At 30.0% G+C, this 16909-nt stretch carries 18 protein-coding genes; 16 read left to right on the forward strand and 2 right to left on the reverse strand.

The window, feature by feature from the left end:
- Positions 1–9: 9 nt before the first annotated feature.
- Positions 10–1317 carry an S-layer homology domain-containing protein gene (locus tag BUB65_RS01570; protein ID WP_073071406.1) on the forward strand — a complete coding sequence of 436 codons (1308 nt, stop codon included), beginning with the start codon at positions 10–12 and terminating at the stop codon, positions 1315–1317.
- A gap of 12 nt (positions 1318–1329) precedes the next feature.
- Positions 1330–2115, forward strand: a complete 786-nt coding sequence (locus BUB65_RS01575) for a type I phosphomannose isomerase catalytic subunit (RefSeq protein WP_073071408.1) — start codon at positions 1330–1332, stop codon at positions 2113–2115.
- Here BUB65_RS01575 and BUB65_RS01580 read toward each other — a convergent pair.
- Both BUB65_RS01580 and BUB65_RS01585 read right to left on the reverse strand, forming a co-directional pair.
- Positions 2084–2965, reverse strand: coding sequence for a damage-control phosphatase ARMT1 family protein (locus tag BUB65_RS01580; protein WP_073071410.1), 882 nt, complete (start codon positions 2963–2965; stop codon positions 2084–2086). The two genes, BUB65_RS01575 and BUB65_RS01580, sit on opposite strands and share 32 nt — an antisense overlap.
- Position 2966: 1 nt before the next feature.
- Positions 2967–3224 carry an acyl carrier protein gene (locus BUB65_RS01585; RefSeq protein ID WP_073071412.1) on the reverse strand — a complete coding sequence of 86 codons (258 nt, stop codon included), beginning with the start codon at positions 3222–3224 and terminating at the stop codon, positions 2967–2969.
- A 195-nt stretch (positions 3225–3419) separates the two neighbouring features.
- On the opposite strand from BUB65_RS01585, the gene ruvB reads away from it, so the two are divergent.
- The 14 genes from ruvB (at position 3420) to BUB65_RS01655 (ending at position 16905) form a co-directional block, all read left to right on the forward strand.
- The gene (gene ruvB / locus BUB65_RS01590; protein ID WP_268807468.1) at positions 3420–4412 is read left to right on the forward strand and encodes a Holliday junction branch migration DNA helicase RuvB; all 993 of its coding nucleotides are present in this window, start codon (positions 3420–3422) and stop codon (positions 4410–4412) included.
- Positions 4405–5094 (forward strand): YggS family pyridoxal phosphate-dependent enzyme, encoded by a 690-nt coding sequence (locus tag BUB65_RS01595; RefSeq protein ID WP_073071416.1) that lies wholly within the window; start codon positions 4405–4407, stop codon positions 5092–5094. The genes ruvB and BUB65_RS01595 overlap by 8 nt, the downstream gene beginning before the upstream one ends.
- A gap of 10 nt (positions 5095–5104) precedes the next feature.
- A complete protein-coding gene (locus BUB65_RS01600) occupies positions 5105–5395 on the forward strand; it encodes a YggT family protein (RefSeq protein WP_073071419.1) in 291 nt (96 codons plus the stop codon).
- Positions 5392–6162 carry an NAD(+) kinase gene (locus BUB65_RS01605; protein ID WP_073071421.1) on the forward strand — a complete coding sequence of 257 codons (771 nt, stop codon included), beginning with the start codon at positions 5392–5394 and terminating at the stop codon, positions 6160–6162. The genes BUB65_RS01600 and BUB65_RS01605 overlap by 4 nt, the downstream gene beginning before the upstream one ends.
- Positions 6163–6171: 9 nt before the next feature.
- Positions 6172–6876: a phosphate signaling complex PhoU family protein gene (locus BUB65_RS01610; protein ID WP_073071423.1), complete on the forward strand. Its 705-nt coding sequence runs from the start codon at positions 6172–6174 to the stop codon at positions 6874–6876.
- Positions 6873–10223 carry an LptF/LptG family permease gene (locus BUB65_RS01615; protein WP_073071426.1) on the forward strand — a complete coding sequence of 1117 codons (3351 nt, stop codon included), beginning with the start codon at positions 6873–6875 and terminating at the stop codon, positions 10221–10223. Before BUB65_RS01610 ends, BUB65_RS01615 begins: the two co-directional genes overlap by 4 nt.
- A gap of 94 nt (positions 10224–10317) precedes the next feature.
- A complete protein-coding gene (gene rlmD, locus BUB65_RS01620) occupies positions 10318–11649 on the forward strand; it encodes a 23S rRNA (uracil(1939)-C(5))-methyltransferase RlmD (protein ID WP_073071429.1) in 1332 nt (443 codons plus the stop codon).
- Between the two features lies 1 nt (position 11650).
- Positions 11651–12469 (forward strand): VIT1/CCC1 transporter family protein, encoded by an 819-nt coding sequence (locus tag BUB65_RS01625; RefSeq protein ID WP_073071431.1) that lies wholly within the window; start codon positions 11651–11653, stop codon positions 12467–12469.
- 25 nt (positions 12470–12494) lie between these two features.
- Positions 12495–13103: an IMP cyclohydrolase gene (locus BUB65_RS01630; protein ID WP_073071433.1), complete on the forward strand. Its 609-nt coding sequence runs from the start codon at positions 12495–12497 to the stop codon at positions 13101–13103.
- 15 nt (positions 13104–13118) lie between these two features.
- On the forward strand, positions 13119–14024 hold the full coding sequence (locus BUB65_RS01635) for a PEGA domain-containing protein (protein ID WP_073071436.1): 906 nt from the start codon (positions 13119–13121) through the stop codon (positions 14022–14024).
- Between the two features lie 16 nt (positions 14025–14040).
- On the forward strand, positions 14041–15150 hold the full coding sequence (prfB, locus tag BUB65_RS01640; RefSeq protein ID WP_073071438.1) for a peptide chain release factor 2: 1110 nt from the start codon (positions 14041–14043) through the stop codon (positions 15148–15150).
- An 11-nt stretch (positions 15151–15161) separates the two neighbouring features.
- Positions 15162–15968 carry a septum site-determining protein MinD gene (minD, locus tag BUB65_RS01645; RefSeq protein WP_073071441.1) on the forward strand — a complete coding sequence of 269 codons (807 nt, stop codon included), beginning with the start codon at positions 15162–15164 and terminating at the stop codon, positions 15966–15968.
- 5 nt (positions 15969–15973) lie between these two features.
- The gene (locus BUB65_RS01650; RefSeq protein ID WP_073071443.1) at positions 15974–16243 is read left to right on the forward strand and encodes a trigger factor; all 270 of its coding nucleotides are present in this window, start codon (positions 15974–15976) and stop codon (positions 16241–16243) included.
- On the forward strand, positions 16189–16905 hold the full coding sequence (locus tag BUB65_RS01655) for a hypothetical protein (RefSeq protein ID WP_073071446.1): 717 nt from the start codon (positions 16189–16191) through the stop codon (positions 16903–16905). The genes BUB65_RS01650 and BUB65_RS01655 overlap by 55 nt, the downstream gene beginning before the upstream one ends.
- Positions 16906–16909: the final 4 nt, after the last annotated feature.

Genomic DNA, 16909 nt, shown 5'->3' on the forward strand with positions numbered 1-16909 from the left:
GGTGATTTTATGAGAAAAAAATTTTTAATAGTTTTCATTTTAATTTCTGTCTTTGTATTTTCTGTTGAAATGGTTATAACTGATGTTTCTCCATTTTCAACGGATTATAATATTGTTAAATATCTAGTTGAAAATGGGATCATGAAATTGGACGAAACTGGAAAATTCAAACCTGCACTCTTAGTAACAAGAATTGATATTGCACGGATAATTTACAATGTGATTAGGCAATATAACTTAGAAATAATAAATGAAATGAGTAAAAAATTAACTGAAATTGGAAATGATAATAAATTGGTGAAAAACCTTTTTTCTGGAATTGATGAAAAGTTAAGTATTTTAGAGAATAAACAAGTTAAATTAAATGAACAAGTTGAAAAAATTACTGAAAATCTTACTAATATTAATACAACTTTTTCTAAAATTCCTCAACTTGAAAAGTATGTTTTAACATTAATGGCTTCAAATACAGCTTTAGAAAAGCAATTTGAAAATCAAAATTTATTGAATTTGGCTGAAAGACTTTCTAATTTGGAAAAGGAGATTGTAAAAAAAGGTGAATTGATTAATTTTGAAGAGAGAATTTCAAGTTTAGAGAAGATTTATACTGAAGTTTCAGATAATTATGAAAAGTTAAAAGGGAAAGTTTCTGAGATAGAAAAAAATTACCAAGATTTAAAGAGCAGTGTTGATAGTCAAAGTAAACAGACTAATGTTCAAGTTGAGAATTTGAAAAATGAAATATTACATATTTCAGGGCAGATAACTGAATTTGAGGATAAAATAAATTATTTGAATAGTCTATTTGAAGATATAGATGTTTCTAAATTGAAAAACTTGGAGAAGTTTTCGACTTTAGAAGGAAAAGTTATAAATATTGAAGACTCATTGAATAAGATAAAAAATGTTTTGAACGATTACGAGGAGTTTAAGAAAAAAGTTGAGATTAATATGACAAGCTTGGAGACATTAAAAACGAACATCGAAAAGATTGATAGCAATCAAATAAAATTAAGTGCTTTAGTAGCAGAACTTGATAGTAAAGTTTCTGAAATAAACGATTTAAAAGCTAAAATTTCCGAAATAGAAAATAAAATGACGGAACTTGAAAAATTAGGAATATACGCTTCTAAATTAAATAAAATTTCGGAAAACATTGAAACATTTACAAGTTATATAGAAAATACAACTGCTAATATTGATAGTTTAAATGAAAAGCTAAAAAAACTAGAAGCTAATAACCAGTTTTTGTCAATTGTTACATTTAGTTCAATTTTACTTGCAGTAATTTCGTTTATAACTGCACTAATGTTTTAGAGGAGGATAAACATGATTGTTAAACCATTTTTTAGAAGAATGGTCTGGGGAAATCCAAAATTAAATGAAATTTTTCAACTTGATGGTGAGCCAATTGGTGAAATTTGGCTTGTTTCAGGTCATCCATTATACACTACAGAAATAGCAGGGAAAAAAATTAATGAAGTTTCAGATACACTTTGCGGGAAAAAGTTTAATAGGTTTCCTTTGTTGGTAAAATTGATTTCTTCAGCATCGTGGTTATCAGTTCAAGTACATCCTGATGATGAGTATGCAAGGACTGTTGAAAATGAACCATGGGGAAAAAATGAAGCTTGGTATTTTCTAACAGATGGTGTTATAGCAATATGTGAAGATCCTTCTTTGATTTCTACTGCTATGAAAGAGGGAAATTGGAATGAAGTTTTAAAAATTGAAAAAGTAAGTGCAGGAACGTTTGTAAATATTCCTGCAGGAACAATTCATGCATTAGGTCCAAATTCAACTGTTATTGAAGTTCAGCAATCATCTGATTTAACGTATAGAATATATGATTGGGGAAGGCCTAGGGAGACACATATAAAAAAGGCATTGGAAGTTTCCAAAAGTGTCAAATTCGAGGATTTGATTGTTAATAAAATAAACACGAAATATTTTGAAATGAGAGAAGTTACAAGAGAAATAGTGGATGGTTTTTCTATAATTGTTCCAAAAGAAATAAACAAAGATTTTGGCGCGAGAATAATTTCAATAGGTGAGAAGGAAGAAATTGAAAATTCGATATTAATTAAACTTGGCGAATTCTTTTTGAATTCATAAAGATTTTGGAACCTTTTTCTACACCAATGAATTTTGACAACACGTCACATTTAGAAACTAAGGCGAAGAAGAGGTTATCACGATTTTCTTCAGATAAGCCTTCGAAATTTCCTTGTCCCTTTGCAATAACTAAATCATATTCGTAAAAGGCTTTTCTGAATTCATCAGTAGCTTTTGTGATGGAAATCCCCGCAGTTTTTAATCCAGTGTCTATTATTTGTGCAAGTTTGTCCAAACCAATTTGTAATGCGTCCCTAAATGTTGCATCATTAATTATTGGTTTCCCTTTTACAGCAACAGCAACATGCAAATTAGGGTAGATGCTTTTAATAATATCAATAAAAAGTTTATCAAAAACTATTTCACCAGCATTGTCGACCAGGTATAGTAAATTATTTGCTTGTGAGAGCGATGTTTTGAAATCTTCAAAATCATTGATTGAAAAAGGTTCATTCCAATATTCAGTAACTTTTGAGATTAAGGAGTCAATGGAGCCTGGTAAGGCTCCGAAATCTACTAGATTACCTGCAACAGCTAACTTTGATGCTTCATACAAAGGATCTAATGCATCATTAATTTTAAGTTTAAAGGTATCATATAACTTTAGTGCAATTTCATTTGATCTCATTTTTTCAAAAAAATAGATATCATCTGTTTTAAGGTATTTTTCCAATTTTTCATAAATATACTCTGCAATATCAATAGGTTTAAGCCCATATCTTACTTTAGACAAATCTTCTAAGACTTTTTCTAAAATAACCCATTTTTCTTCTTCATTGTGGACAAATTTTTCTAAAATTCTTTGAGCTTGTTCAACATGACAAGTAAGGCACTTGCTAACTGACTTCAATTTATTCCTCCTCTTTTGTTTTAAGCTTTCTTTCTAAAATATTTAAGATGTCACCTACGGTTGCTATACTTTCTAGTTCGTCATCTTCAATTCTGATTCCATATTCGTCTTCCAAAATCATAATGAGATCAACAACATCTAAAGAATCAGCACCTAAATCGTCGATAATATGTGAAGATTCGTCAATGTCTTCTATTGGGATATCAAGTTTTTCTGCAAGGACTTTACTTAATTGTCTGAAAAGTTCGTTTCTGTCCATTTTAACCCTCCTTATTTTTTCTTTTTACAATTAAGATTAAACACAAATTTTGTTTATTGTCAAGCTTGATTTTTATGAATTATATCATAAAATTGAAAATATTAAAAAGAGTTTAATGACTTTTTTCATATTGGTTTTAAGTATTTTTTATGGTATTATTTAAATAGCTAAGGAGGTGTGATTATTTCTGACAGAATATTTGATCCAGAAAGATCACCAGTTGACAATTTAACCATCAGGCCACAGTATTTAAGTGAGTATATAGGTCAAGAAATGATCAAGAAAAGATTATCACTTGCAATTAATGCTGCAAAGTTAAGAAATGAAGCTTTAGATCATGTTTTGCTTGTAGGACCTCCGGGACTTGGTAAAACAACACTAGCACACATTATTTCTAATGAAATGGGAACAAACATCCATGTTACGAGTGGTCCTATCCTTGAAAAACAAGGAGATGTTGCTGCGATACTTACTAATCTTGAATTTGGTGACATTTTATTTATAGATGAGATTCATAGAATGAACAAATCTGTTGAGGAAATTTTATATACTGCAATGGAAGATTTTCAAATTGATATTATGATAGGGAAGGGGCCGTCAGCAAGATCAATTAGGATCGATTTGCAGCCATTTACACTGGTTGGTGCAACAACAAGAAGTGGGCTTTTAAGTTCGCCTTTGCGTAACAGATTTGGGTTAATTATGGAATTGGATTTTTATAGTGAAAAAGAGTTAAAGATAATTTTGGAAAGAGCTGCTAGTATTTTAAATGTTGAAATCAACGAAGATGCAGCATATTTATTAGCTAGACGATCGAGGGGTACTCCTAGAATAGCGTTGAGATTATTGAGAAGGGTAAGAGACATGAGTACAGTTAGCGAACAAAAATTGATTGACATAAATATGGTTGAAGAAATAATGAAGCTTCTTGGTATAGATGAAAATGGTCTTGATGAAATGGATAGGAAAATTTTAAAAACAATTATTGAAGTATATAATGGTGGACCTGTTGGATTAAAATCTTTGGCAGCATCAGTAGGTATAGCAGAAGACAGTATCTCAGAAGTGTATGAACCTTATTTACTTCAAAGTGGATTTCTTGCAAGAACACCAAGAGGTAGAGTTGCAACTACAAAGGCGTACAAACAATTAGGTTATGGGAATGTAGGAGGGTTGTTTGATGAGTAATATCTTTGAAAATTACCAAAATGTTATAAAAAATATAAATGAAATTTGTGAGAAAACAGGAAGAAACGTTTCAGATATAACTATAGTAGCGGTAAGTAAAACTTTTCCAGTTGAAGTAATAAAAGAAGCATATGATTGTGGAATTAGAATTTTTGGTGAAAATTATGCTCAAGAGTTAAGAAAGAAGGTTAAGTTTTTTGAAAGTTATGATATAAGTTGGCATTTTATTGGCCGGATTCAGTTAAATAAACTGAAGTATATTGTTCCAGTAGTTGATCTGATTCATTCAGTGTCAAGATTTGAAGAAATGAAGGAAATTGATAAGTTGGCAGAAAGGTTTAATAAAGTACAAAAAATCCTGGTTCAGGTAAATGTTTCGGGTGAGCCGACAAAATCCGGATTAAAAGTGGAAGAAGTAGAAGAATTTGTTGGAAGATCGAAAGAGTATAAAAATACAAAAATAATTGGATTGATGACAATGGCTCCTTTCACAAAAGATGAAAAGATAATAAAGAATGTTTTTTCGACTTTGAGAAATTTGAGAGATAGGCTTGAAAAAAATTATCCTGATATAAAGCATCTTTCAATGGGTATGAGTAACGATTATTTGATAGCTGTTGAAGAAGGGGCAACAATATTGAGAATTGGAAGCGCAATTTTCGGTGAAAGAAAATATTCCTAGGGGGTGTCATATGTTTATTATTGGGAATTTTTTAATAGGTTTGGGTGTTGCATTTAGAATTTTGTTTAATATTGAAACAGCAATAATTGTTATTTCGGCCATTTTAAGTTGGATCCCTGAAGCTAGGACTTTGTATTATTATTTACAATCTCTTGCCGATATTGTAGAAAGACCTATAAGACGTATTATTCCAAGAATTGGTCCCGTAGATGTCTCACCGATTATTGCAATAGTTTTGTTGGTATTTTTAGATAGGTTTTTAATTCAAAGTATAATAGATCTGGGGTATTATCTAAAATGAAAGTATTTGGCATTTTTTATAAACCTGGATTAAAAAGTATCGTAGATGAATTTGTGCAAAAATTAAAAAAGAAAAATGCACATATTGTTTTTTTGACATCTAATGAAAAAGAAATTGAAGATCATACAGATCTAACTTTAGTTATTGGTGGAGATGGAACAGTACTAAAAGCTGCAAAATATGTTTCTTCACCAATAATAGGTTTTAAGGGTGGAAGATTAGGGTTTCTTTCAAGTTATACAATAGATGAATTTGATAAATTCCTGGAACATTTAGAAAGTAACAGTTTTTATGAAGATAAAAGGCAATTTTTTGAAGTTTTAGAATTAAATAGTCTTTATTTGAATGATATAGTTGCTATAAGAGAACCACATCAAAAAATGTTAGATATCAATGTGAAATTTAAAGATGGTTCATTTTATTTTCATGCGGACGGAATAATTATCAGTACACCAACAGGTTCTACAGCATATTCTCTATCTCTTGGTGGTCCGATTCTCTTACCAAATGTTAAAGCGTATGTCTTAACGCCTATAGCCCCACAATTTCTTGCTTCACGGAGTGTTATTTTACCAGATGATGAAAAGATAAGCGTTGAAACAAGTTTTCCTTCGCATCTTATTGTTGATGGGCATGATTTTGGTAAATTTAACAAATTTTCGGTTAGAAAATCTGAGAAAAGTATTACTATTCTTAGACCTCTTGATTATGATTTTTCGAAATCAATAAAAGAAAAAATGGGATATGGGAAAAATTACTTTAAGTAGGGTGATTATATGGATTGGATTTTAAAAGAAAGTATTGAAGAGTTAAAGAGAATGGTTTTAAAAGAGGGGTGGCTTGCAGAGGCTTTATTTAATCAAGCTTTAAATGCTTTAAAAGAAAGGGATGAAAGGTCCGCCCGTGTAGTACTCGAAAGAAAGAATGAGATAAAAATTCTTGATATGAAAGTAAGAGAAAAAGCATTAATAATTTTGGCTACCATGATGCCTATGTCTATAGATCTGAGGATAGTAACTGGAAGTTTTGTAATTTCAAGTTATTTTGAAATGATTTCTGAGAAATCTTTGGAAATTGCAGAAAAAACACTTGAATTGATCAAAGAGCCTCAATTAAAGCCTTTAATTACTATCCCAGAAATGGCTAAATACGTTTTAATTATGTTAAGGGAAAGTATGAGAATGTTTGCTGATCAAAATATCTATGGAGCAGAAAGTGTTTGTGAAAGAGATAATGAGATAGACAATTACTTAGAAGATGTAAGGAATGAGTTAATGGTATATATGATGGAAAATTCCAAATATGTAAAAAGAGCCATACTCTTACTTGAAATTGCCCAAAATATTGAAGAAATAGCTGATCAAGCTACTAGAATAGTTGAAGTGACTTCCTATATTATTACAGGTAAACAATATAGATGTTTTGAAGATAAACTTTATACTATTGATACTTTGGAAAATAATAAGGAGGAAAATTCTTGAAAGTTTTAACAAGATATATCTTAAAACTTTCTATAGGCCCTTTTTTAATGGGCATTTTTGGTTTTGTAGTTTTTGCAAGTGTTGAGCTTTTGTATCAATTATCGGATATAATTGTAAGACATAGAGTTAGTATTTTAAAATTATTTGAGCTGATTTATTATAATCTTCCTTATTTTGTTTCACTAGGTATTCCTGTTGGTGTTTTGTTTGCAATTTTTTGGGTGTTATCTCAATTATATAATTCAAAAGAGATAACAGCACTTCTTGTCCATGGAATACCTTCCAAAAGGTTAGTTATACCATTTTTCGTGTTATCACTTGTATTTGGCTTTTTTGTTTTTTATTTAAATGATCAAATTGTTCCAAATTTTAATCAGAAAGCTGTGAAAATAATTTCAAAGTATGTATACAAAAAGCCTGAGCTTAACATACGAGAAAATATTTTAACTAAGATTGACGATAAACAATATTTTTTTGTAAAAAAGTATGATCAAGAAAGTGGGATATTGTATGATGTTGTTTTGTTTCAAAACATAAGTAATGAAGAGAGAATAATTACATCAGAAAAAGTAATTAAAGAAGGTTCATCTTGGTACTTGATAAACGGTCGAATGTATGTAACTGGTGATTCTGGATTTTTAAAACTTGATATGAAATTTTCAAAAATTAAACTTGACTTAAAAGAAGATTTAGAAAGTTTAATGAGGTTCGGAAAGTCTCCGAGAGATATGACAGGTGGAGAGTTAAAACAAAAAATAAATACATTTGTAAAATTAGGTATAGATCCCTCACCTTGGATTGTGGAATTACAATCCAGATATGCAAATTCTGTAGGACCATTTATAATTGCTTTACTTGGTGTGCCTCTTTCACTTTTATTTGGTTTAAAGAGCAAATCATGGAGTGTAATTTTGACTTTTGGTATAGTTGTCTTATATCAAGGTGCAGGTGCTTGGCTTGCAGCTATGGGGAAAGAAAATTTACTTAATCCGTATCTTGCATCTTGGTTACCGAATATTGCGTTTGGGATATTTGGAACAATTTTGTTTATTCTACTTGATACCCCTTTTGCATATAAAGTTAGAGAGGTTCTATCTAGATTTTTTATATTTTTACTTTTTTCAACTGTTATATTAATTAATACTCATGTTTACGCAAATGAAATAACTTTAGATGCTTCTCAAGTGGAGTATTTTGGAGAAACGATATTTGCCAGTGGCAATGTCTATATACAATGGGATGACAATATAATTATTTCAGATTATGCAACGTTTACTCTTGAAAATTCACAAGTGAAGTCGTTGGAATCTGAAGGAAATGTGAAATATGAATACCAAGGGAATGTTTACTATGCACGTTATTTAAAATATTTTTTTGATGAAGATAAAGCATATGTTGTAAACGTTAAGGGAGTTATGAATTATAAATATGGAAAAAATGATGTGAATTTATATTTTGGTGCGGAGAAGGTAACTACCTATTCCGCAAGTTCTTTACTTAACGAAGCTTATATTACAACATGTGACCTTGAGCATCCTCATTACAAACTTGAATCTTTGAATGTTTATGTGTACGAAGGAAAATATATCATTGCTGAAAATACCCTACTTTTTATACTAGACTTCCCATTTTTCCCATATCCAATTTATTTTACTAGTGTTAATGAAAAAGAGAAATCACCATTTTCATTTTCATTTTCGTGGTCACCGTTTGACGGTTTTATGACACAACAAAATTATATTTCAAATGTTGGAGACTTTACTTTAAATACCTCGATTGAGACATCAAAATATGGTTCAGTATTTAGTTTGTTAATGAATAACAACAAGACTGGTGATAAATTTGTTCTTGATTTTCGGAAAAATTTACTTGAATTGAATACTAAAAATTTTATTTACAAAACTAATTGGGATAGTGCAACTTCATTTTTGAAAGTTTTATACGAACCATTTTATTTTGAGGAAAGTTATTATTCTGAAAGTAATTGGAATAAAAGAATAGGTTTTAAATATATGTTTAATAAACCAATAAAAAGTAATTTTAATTTTTATATTGACTATAATGGAAGTAGATCGTTGATATATAACTCTTTTAATATGAAAAATTTTAGTGTTGGAATTAATAATTTCATAAAGTTTAAGTTGATAAATTTAGATTCAAAGGTTTATATAACAAAAGAAGGTTTTTTCTTGGATGATTCGACTTGGTTAGTAAATGAAAATATAAATTATAAATTTAGTTTGTATAATGAGAAATTTTTCAATACATTAGTAGATGTTTCATATTTGAATAATCAATATATAAGTAAAATAAATCATAAATTTGTTTTACCATATACGTATAAATATGGTTTTTTCCAGTTTGGAACAGGTTATGAATTTGGTTTAAAAATATATAATGCTTTAACGGATAAATACTACTTTCAAATAGGTATGTATGATAAATATACTTTGTCTGGAAAGTTTGAATTGAGTCCTTTAACTTTCAAAACTGAATATATTTATAGGAAAAATTTTCAAGATGAATCAACGTCTACCAATACTTCAAAATTAAATTTTACCTTATTTTTAGACACAAATTATATGAATATAAGTGTTGCAAAAGGTTGGGATTTTCTTTTAAATGCCCCGTTGAATGATAAATTAAAATTCAATCTTCATTTTTCGTTGAGCGGTTATGAATTTAATTTGAACATGTATTCTGAGTATGATAACGTAAATAAATTACTACAACCTTCTAATATATCTTTTAGCATTTCAAATTCAAAATTAGCTTTGGAATACAAATCTAGCTTTATTTACTCTCCAGGAGATATTTATTTCGTCAAAGAAATCAATCATAATTTTAGATTTCAAAAATTCAAAGGTTCAATTACGCAATCTATAGAAGAGGACTATATAAAAAGAGCTTATTTTAATGGTTCGTTTATTTTTGGTGGATTTAGTAATTTTCTAAGTTTAAATTATTATAAAAGTTCAAAATATGAACAAGCTAATTTTAGTTTTAATTATAAACTGAAAGTTGAAAAAAATTCATACAGTTTCTTATACAGTAGAGATGAAAAGTTAAAATTTGGGTTAGATTTGGTTTCGTTCGATCCTTCCATAAAGTTTGAAACCACGTTTGATTTAGTTTCTAAGAAATTTTCTTCTATTGGTTTTTCATTTTCAAAAAAATTACATCATTGGGTTTTAAATTTTAACAGTAATTTTAATTTTAATGGAGATGGAAGGCTTGATTTTAACGATATAACGGAACTTTCTGTTCAGTTTTATGTCATAGAATTTAGTGAGAAATTTTTCGGATGGGATTTCAAAAAGAATCAACCGAGTATTGGACTTTTCTAATCTTGAAAATCTTGTCAAAAAATGTTTCCTTTAAATCAAAAATATTTCAAAAATACGTGTTAAAATTTTTTAAAAAGAAAACGGAGGTCTTAATATGTCCGAAATGGTATACATAGAAAAATTAGCGTATGGTGGAAGTGGTCTTGGTAAGCTTCCAGGTGGAAAAATAATTTTTGTTTCTGGAGCGTATCCTGGGGAACTTGTAAAAGTAGATATAATCTCGGATAAAAGAGATTATGCTATAGGAAGGTTAGAAGAAGTAATAGAAAGCATACCTGAAAGAAGACATCCGGTATGCCCGTATTTTAGAAAATGTGGCGGATGCAATTTTTTGGATTTAAGGTATAGTAAACAATTACAATTTAAAGAAGAAATAGTGAAAGAGCAACTTTCTAGGATTGCAAGGATCTCTGTCGACAAAGTTACCCAAATACAAAAAAGTAATGATGAATATGAATACAGATTAAAAATGGAATTTGCATTTGATTATAATATGAAAACAACTCTAGGATTTAAAATGAAAAATTCACGGAAAATAATTGATATAAAAAAATGTTATATTGCTCCAAAGTATTTCAACAAAATAGTAGAATTAACTCCTGAAATTATCGATTTGCATAAGGTTCCTATATACAAAAACAGAAAAGGTGTTTTGAAGCATTTGGTATTGAGATATTCACCAACCGAAAAAAACGTCATGGTTATCTTTGTAACAAAAACTGAAAAATTTTCAAATGGCAGGCAAATTGCAAATCAATTAGTAAAAAATATTCCTAACGTTTCTTCGGTGGTACATGTAATGAATAGTAATGACAAAATAGTATTAAGAGGCCCGTATAAGATTTTAAGAGGAGAAGGTGTTTTATCCTATGAGTTTGATTGGGAAAAATTTCAAGTACCTCCCACTGCCTTTTTCCAAAATAATTATCATATAACTGGAAAGATGATAGAATTTTTAACGAAAAGTTTAAATCTGAACGGTTCTGAAACGATCCTAGAATTGTATAGTGGATTAGGGACATTTTCAATTAGGCTTGCGGCATTATCGAAGCATACAACAGCGGTTGAAAGTAATAGGGTTGCCATAAAAGCTGGAAAAGCAAATGCTAATATAAACAATGTAAGAAATTTGCGTTTTATTGAAGCAGATGTAAAAGAATATCTCAACAGTCATGAAGAAAGATACGATGTTGTAGTAGTCGACCCTCCAAGAAGTGGTCTTGAAAAAGAGGTTATAGACAAAATTTTAGAGATATCACCTGAAAAAATTGGGTATGTTTCATGCAATCCGGCTACTCTTGCAAGAGACTTAAAAAAATTCTTAGATTCAGGAAAATATAAAATTGAAATTATAAAGCCCTTTGACATGTTTCCACAAACATATCATATAGAAACAATCACAATACTTAGAAAAAGGGGGTTATAATTTGTTTTTTAGAAGGAAAAAATCAAGAGTAGATATTGCTAGAGAAGCCTTTAAAGATGGAAATTTGGAATTACATAAAAAAGCTCATGAAGAAAAATATATAAAAGAAGAGCCTCATAAAACTGAACAAGGTAAATATATTGGTTCTGCAGTATATGGAGCAAGTGATGGAATTGTGACTACTTTTGCTGTCGTAGCAGGGGTTGTAGGGGCTCAACTTGATCCAAAAATAGTTTTGATTTTGGGATTTGCAAATTTGTTTGCTGATGGTTTTTCTATGGCTATAGGTGATTATTTATCTGAAAAATCAGAAAGGGATTACATTGAAAGCGAAAGACAACGTGAATTATGGGAAGTGGAACATTTTCCAGATGCTGAGCGTAAAGAAATTGAAGAAATTTACAAAAGAAAGGGTATTAAAGGTGAAAAGTTAAATATATTAGTAGATATTATTACATCTGATAAAAACTTGTGGGTCGATACTATGATGAAAGAAGAATTAGGGTTAATGTCCGATGAAGATACTTCTCCTTTGAAAAGCGCTGTTGTTACATTTTTATCGTTCGTTATAGCAGGATTTATGCCATTAATTGCTTACGTATTCGCTAGTTTTGTGCCATTTTTTGTTAAACATAGCTTTCTTTCAGCTAGTATAATTACAAGTTTTACTTTATTTCTTGTAGGAGCCTTAAGACAATTTATTACTGATGTAAAATGGTATTTAGGAGGTTTAGAAATGCTTCTGGTTGGAGGGCTTTCGGCAACGGTTGCATTTCTGATAGGATATGTATTACGCACAATTTTTGGAATAGTTGTGTAGTATGATAGAATTAGGAGGGAAGAGAATGAATATAAAAAGAGCGTTAATTAGTGTTTCAGATAAAAGAGGAATTATAGAATTTGCTAAAAAACTTCAAGAAAGAGGAGTAGAAATAATTAGTACCGGTGGTACTGCTAATTTTCTTGAAAAAAATGGAATAAAAGTGATGAAAGTTTCTGAATTAACGGGTTTTCCGGAAATTCTAGATGGAAGAGTTAAAACTTTACATCCAAAAATTTTTGGTGCAATACTGGCTAAATTTGGGAACAAACAACATATGAAAGATTTAGAGGATAATAACATAAAATTTATAGATATGGTTGTTGTTAATTTATCACCTTTTGAGGAAAAGGCAAAAAAAACACGAAATGAGGAAAAACTAATTGAGTGTATTGATATTGGTGGAGTTGCTTTATTAAGAGCTGCTGCAAAAAATTATAGGGATGTAGTAGTTTTGTCAGACCCTGATGATTATGAAAAGGTTATTAAAAGTCTTGATGATTGTGGTGATGTTACACTTCATATGAGAAGAATTTTTGCACTTAAGGCATTTTATAGAACTATGAAGTACGATGCAGAGATTCACAGTGTTTTATCTGAGTTGTTTGCTTCTTTGGATTTTAGAAAACTGTAAAAAGAAGGTGAAATTATGAGAAAATTATTAGTTTTTATTTTGATTATTCTATCGTTAATAATTTTTGCTGGTAAAATTAGTTTTACGATTTTTATAGGTTATCCACCGGAAATACCAGAATATGGATTATGGATTGAAACAAATGTTCCGTATGCAAATGTATATATTAATGGTTACTTTGTGGGTCAGACTAATGCTTTTGGATATATTATACTAGTGTTTGAAGAAGAAGAATATTTGAATATAAAAATTGATGCGGAAAATTATGTGCCATTTACCAAAACCGTATATATTGAGAAGAGTGGATTAAGAATGTACGTAAATTTAGAAAAAGCTGGGAAATTGATGGTATTTTCAAACATATATCCTGTGAATGTCTATTTAAATGGAAGTTTTTATGGCACAATAAGTGATGAAACTGATGTTTTGAAATTACCGTCAGGTGAACATAAGTTAATTCTTACCACTCCAGGATACGAATACATAGAAAAGAAGTTATTTTTGGATTTTAAAGAAGTAGAGGTATTGCATATAAATTTTAAACCCAAAAAACTTGAAATGAACATTTTGACTGATTACACCGAATTTTCTCCAAATAATGATTGGTACAGAGATACATGGAATCTTAAAATTTATTTATCAACTTATGCAACAATAAGGATAGAAATAATCAAAAAGAGTACGGGTGAAGTAGTCTATGAAAAAACTTTAAATGGAAAGCCAAATTACAACATTTTTACCTGGAAAGGTGAAAATGCAGATGATGGAGTTTATTTAGTAAGAGTTGTTGCGAGTAATGGAAAAGAAAAAGTAGAAAGAAATCTAACTGTGATTATAGACAGGACTAAATACTTTTATATTAAACAGATATTTTTTATCTCAATTATTTCATTGTTAATGTTATCTTTGATAGGATTGTAAAAAAGGAGGAGTTTGAGTGCTTGCATATGAATTAAAACAAAGAATAGATGAAATTAAAAAGAAATATGATGATATTATTCAAGTTTTTCATCCTGAAAAAAAAGAAATAGAATTAAAAGAGTTGGAGCAAATAATGGGACAAGCTGATTTTTGGAATGATCAGAAGAGGGCAAAGGAAGTTTCACAGAAAGCTCAAAGAATTAGAAAGGTAATAGAGGATATGAAAGAAATTGAAAAAAAGTTTGGAGATTTAGAAGTTGGTATTGAGCTTTCCGAAGAAGATCCATCTATGATGGAGATGGTAAATGACTTAATTGTAGACATAGAAAAGAGAGTCAGAAATTTCGAACTTGAACTTATTTTAAATGGTAAGTTTGATGCAAATAATGCGTACCTTACAATTCATCCTGGAGCAGGAGGCACTGAATCCCAAGATTGGGCATCCATGCTTTTAAGAATGTATACTCGTTGGGCTGAAAGGAAGGGTTTTTCGGTGGAATTAGTTGACTATCAGCCTGGAGATGAGGCTGGAATTAAAAGTGCAACTTTGTATATTAAAGGTGAGTTTGCATATGGTTATTTGAAATATGAAAAGGGAGTACATAGGTTGGTTAGAATTTCACCATTTGATGCAAATAAAAGAAGGCATACTTCTTTTGCATCTGTGAATGTTATGCCAGAAATTGAAGATGAAATAGATATTGAAATTAATCCTGATGATTTAAGAATAGATACGTATAGAGCTTCTGGGGCTGGTGGTCAATACGTTAATAAAACTGAATCTGCAGTAAGGATTACTCACATACCAACAGGAATAGTTGTAACATGTCAGACTGAAAGATCGCAGCTACAAAATAAGGAAACCGCTATGAAAGTGTTAAAGGCAAGATTATATCAACTTGAACTTGAAAAACGTCAAAAAGAAATCAAGGCAATTCAGGGTGAATTGAAAGATATTTCTTGGGGAAACCAAATTAGATCTTATGTTTTTCAACCGTATACTATGGTAAAAGATCATAGGACGAATGTAGAGACTGGAAACATTGATGCGGTTATGGACGGTGATATAGATATGTTTATTGAAGCGGAATTAATACATTTTGCTGGAGGTAAAAATAATTCTTAGAGGTGATAAATATGAGTAAAGTTTTTGTTGTTACATCTGGAAAAGGTGGGGTAGGGAAGACTACTGTTTCAGCAAATTTAGGTTGTATTTTGGCAAAAGAAGGCGAAAAAGTATGTGTGATAGATGCCGATGTAGGATTAAAAAATCTAGATGTAGTGCTTGGTTTGGAGAATAGAATTATTTATACATTAATTGATGTGATTAAGGGCAATGTCACTCCCAGGGAGGCTCTTGTGAGACATAAATTAATAAAAAGCTTATATTTGTTACCAGCCTCGCAGATTGCAACTAAAGAAATGGTTTCTCCTGAAGATATGATAAATATAGTGAATGAATTGAAACCAAATTTTGATTATATCATAATAGATTCTCCTGCGGGAATTGAAAGAGGATTTAGAAATGCAGTTGCTCCTTCAGAATATGCATTAATAGTGACTACCCCTGAACTTCCAGCTATTTCTGATGCAGACAGAGTAATTGGTTTACTTGAGAATTTTGGTTTTTCTGAGGAAAATATCTTATTAATTTTAAATAAATTTAAACCACATATGGCCAAGAAAGGAGAAATGTTAACTGCAGAAGATGTAAAAAAAGCATTAGCTGTGAGATTATTAGGAGTAATTCCAGAATCAGATGAAGTAATAATTTCCACTAACAAGGGTTTACCACTTGTGCTTGAAACTGAAAATGGAATTGTTAAGAGTTTCGAAAATATAGCAAAGCGAATGAAAGGTGAAGAAGTTCCAATTGAAAATGATATTTCTTTTGCAAATAAAAACTTATTTGGAAAATTTGTTTCTTTGTTTAAAAAGAGGTGATTGATATGTGGCTTCTCGATATATTTAAAAAGAATTCAAGGAAGCATCACTCTAAAGACGAAGCGTTAAAAAGGTTAGAAAACATGATTAGTAGGCGAAGAGAGATAACTCACAAGGTTCCTATTGAGAATTTTTCAAAGAATTCTGAAGAGATTAAAAAAGAGCTTGTTAAAGTTGTTTCTGAGAAATTTCATGTTCCATTAGAGAGGGTGAAAGTTGATTGTCAAGAACAAGATGGTTACGTAATAATAGTTACAAATATAAATTTCAAATAATCCTGTTTTTAATTATTATTTTGTTTTTATCGAGTTGTGGAGTAATAATTAATGATATCATTGGAGAAACTAGAACTTCAAAAACCGTAGAGTTAAAAATAATTTATCAGGGATTTTTCTATGGGCCTGTTCCTAACTTTACTTTTAAAGACTTGCAAGAAGTAAGTATAGATTCAACAAGTAGTTTGGTGTATAATGGGACAACTTACAGTTTTACCCAAGGTGAAGCTCCTCTTTTGGTTTATTCAAAAGATTCTGGTTTTTTTAATAGCGAGATTAAACCTTTAAATTTAATAGTTGAACAACAAGCGAATGTTAATTTAGCTGTTAATTTGGGCGTTGAGGTTTCTTATATTAACGTTGAAACGGGAGATTCAACGCAGTTATCTTTTGATTTAACTTTATCAATATCAACTGACACTTTGAATGTAAATAGATTGACTTTCATTTTGGGACTTGATGAATCAGGAAATTTGGTTTATGATGTATTAAAAGAAGATGATTGTTCTGTGATAGAGATAGCGGAAACTGAGAACAATATATATTATGTTACAAATAACGGAATTTACTATTCGACTTTGAAAGTTGATGATTCCACTCCAGTGATTTATTATCCCACATCGTGGGGAAAAGATATTTTATACTTTAAATATCAGGAGTGATTAT

This window comes from Thermosipho atlanticus DSM 15807 (genome assembly GCF_900129985.1).
Classification (GTDB): Bacteria; Thermotogota; Thermotogae; order Thermotogales; family Fervidobacteriaceae; genus Thermosipho_A; species Thermosipho_A atlanticus.

What these genes read in the sequence shown, in the direction of transcription:
- BUB65_RS01595 (WP_073071416.1), top strand. Translation starts at nt 4,405, where the DNA reads ATGAGTAATATCTTTGAAAATTACCAAAATGTTATAAAAAATATAAAT.
- BUB65_RS01605 (WP_073071421.1), top strand. Translation starts at nt 5,392, where the DNA reads ATGAAAGTATTTGGCATTTTTTATAAACCTGGATTAAAAAGTATCGTA.
- BUB65_RS01610 (WP_073071423.1), top strand. Translation starts at nt 6,172, where the DNA reads ATGGATTGGATTTTAAAAGAAAGTATTGAAGAGTTAAAGAGAATGGTT.
- BUB65_RS01630 (WP_073071433.1), top strand. Translation starts at nt 12,495, where the DNA reads ATGAATATAAAAAGAGCGTTAATTAGTGTTTCAGATAAAAGAGGAATT.
- BUB65_RS01585 (WP_073071412.1), bottom strand. Translation starts at nt 3,224, where the DNA reads ATGGACAGAAACGAACTTTTCAGACAATTAAGTAAAGTCCTTGCAGAA.
- rlmD (WP_073071429.1), top strand. Translation starts at nt 10,318, where the DNA reads ATGTCCGAAATGGTATACATAGAAAAATTAGCGTATGGTGGAAGTGGT.
- BUB65_RS01635 (WP_073071436.1), top strand. Translation starts at nt 13,119, where the DNA reads ATGAGAAAATTATTAGTTTTTATTTTGATTATTCTATCGTTAATAATT.
- BUB65_RS01650 (WP_073071443.1), top strand. Translation starts at nt 15,974, where the DNA reads ATGTGGCTTCTCGATATATTTAAAAAGAATTCAAGGAAGCATCACTCT.
- BUB65_RS01600 (WP_073071419.1), top strand. Translation starts at nt 5,105, where the DNA reads ATGTTTATTATTGGGAATTTTTTAATAGGTTTGGGTGTTGCATTTAGA.
- minD (WP_073071441.1), top strand. Translation starts at nt 15,162, where the DNA reads ATGAGTAAAGTTTTTGTTGTTACATCTGGAAAAGGTGGGGTAGGGAAG.
- BUB65_RS01570 (WP_073071406.1), top strand. Translation starts at nt 10, where the DNA reads ATGAGAAAAAAATTTTTAATAGTTTTCATTTTAATTTCTGTCTTTGTA.
- BUB65_RS01575 (WP_073071408.1), top strand. Translation starts at nt 1,330, where the DNA reads ATGATTGTTAAACCATTTTTTAGAAGAATGGTCTGGGGAAATCCAAAA.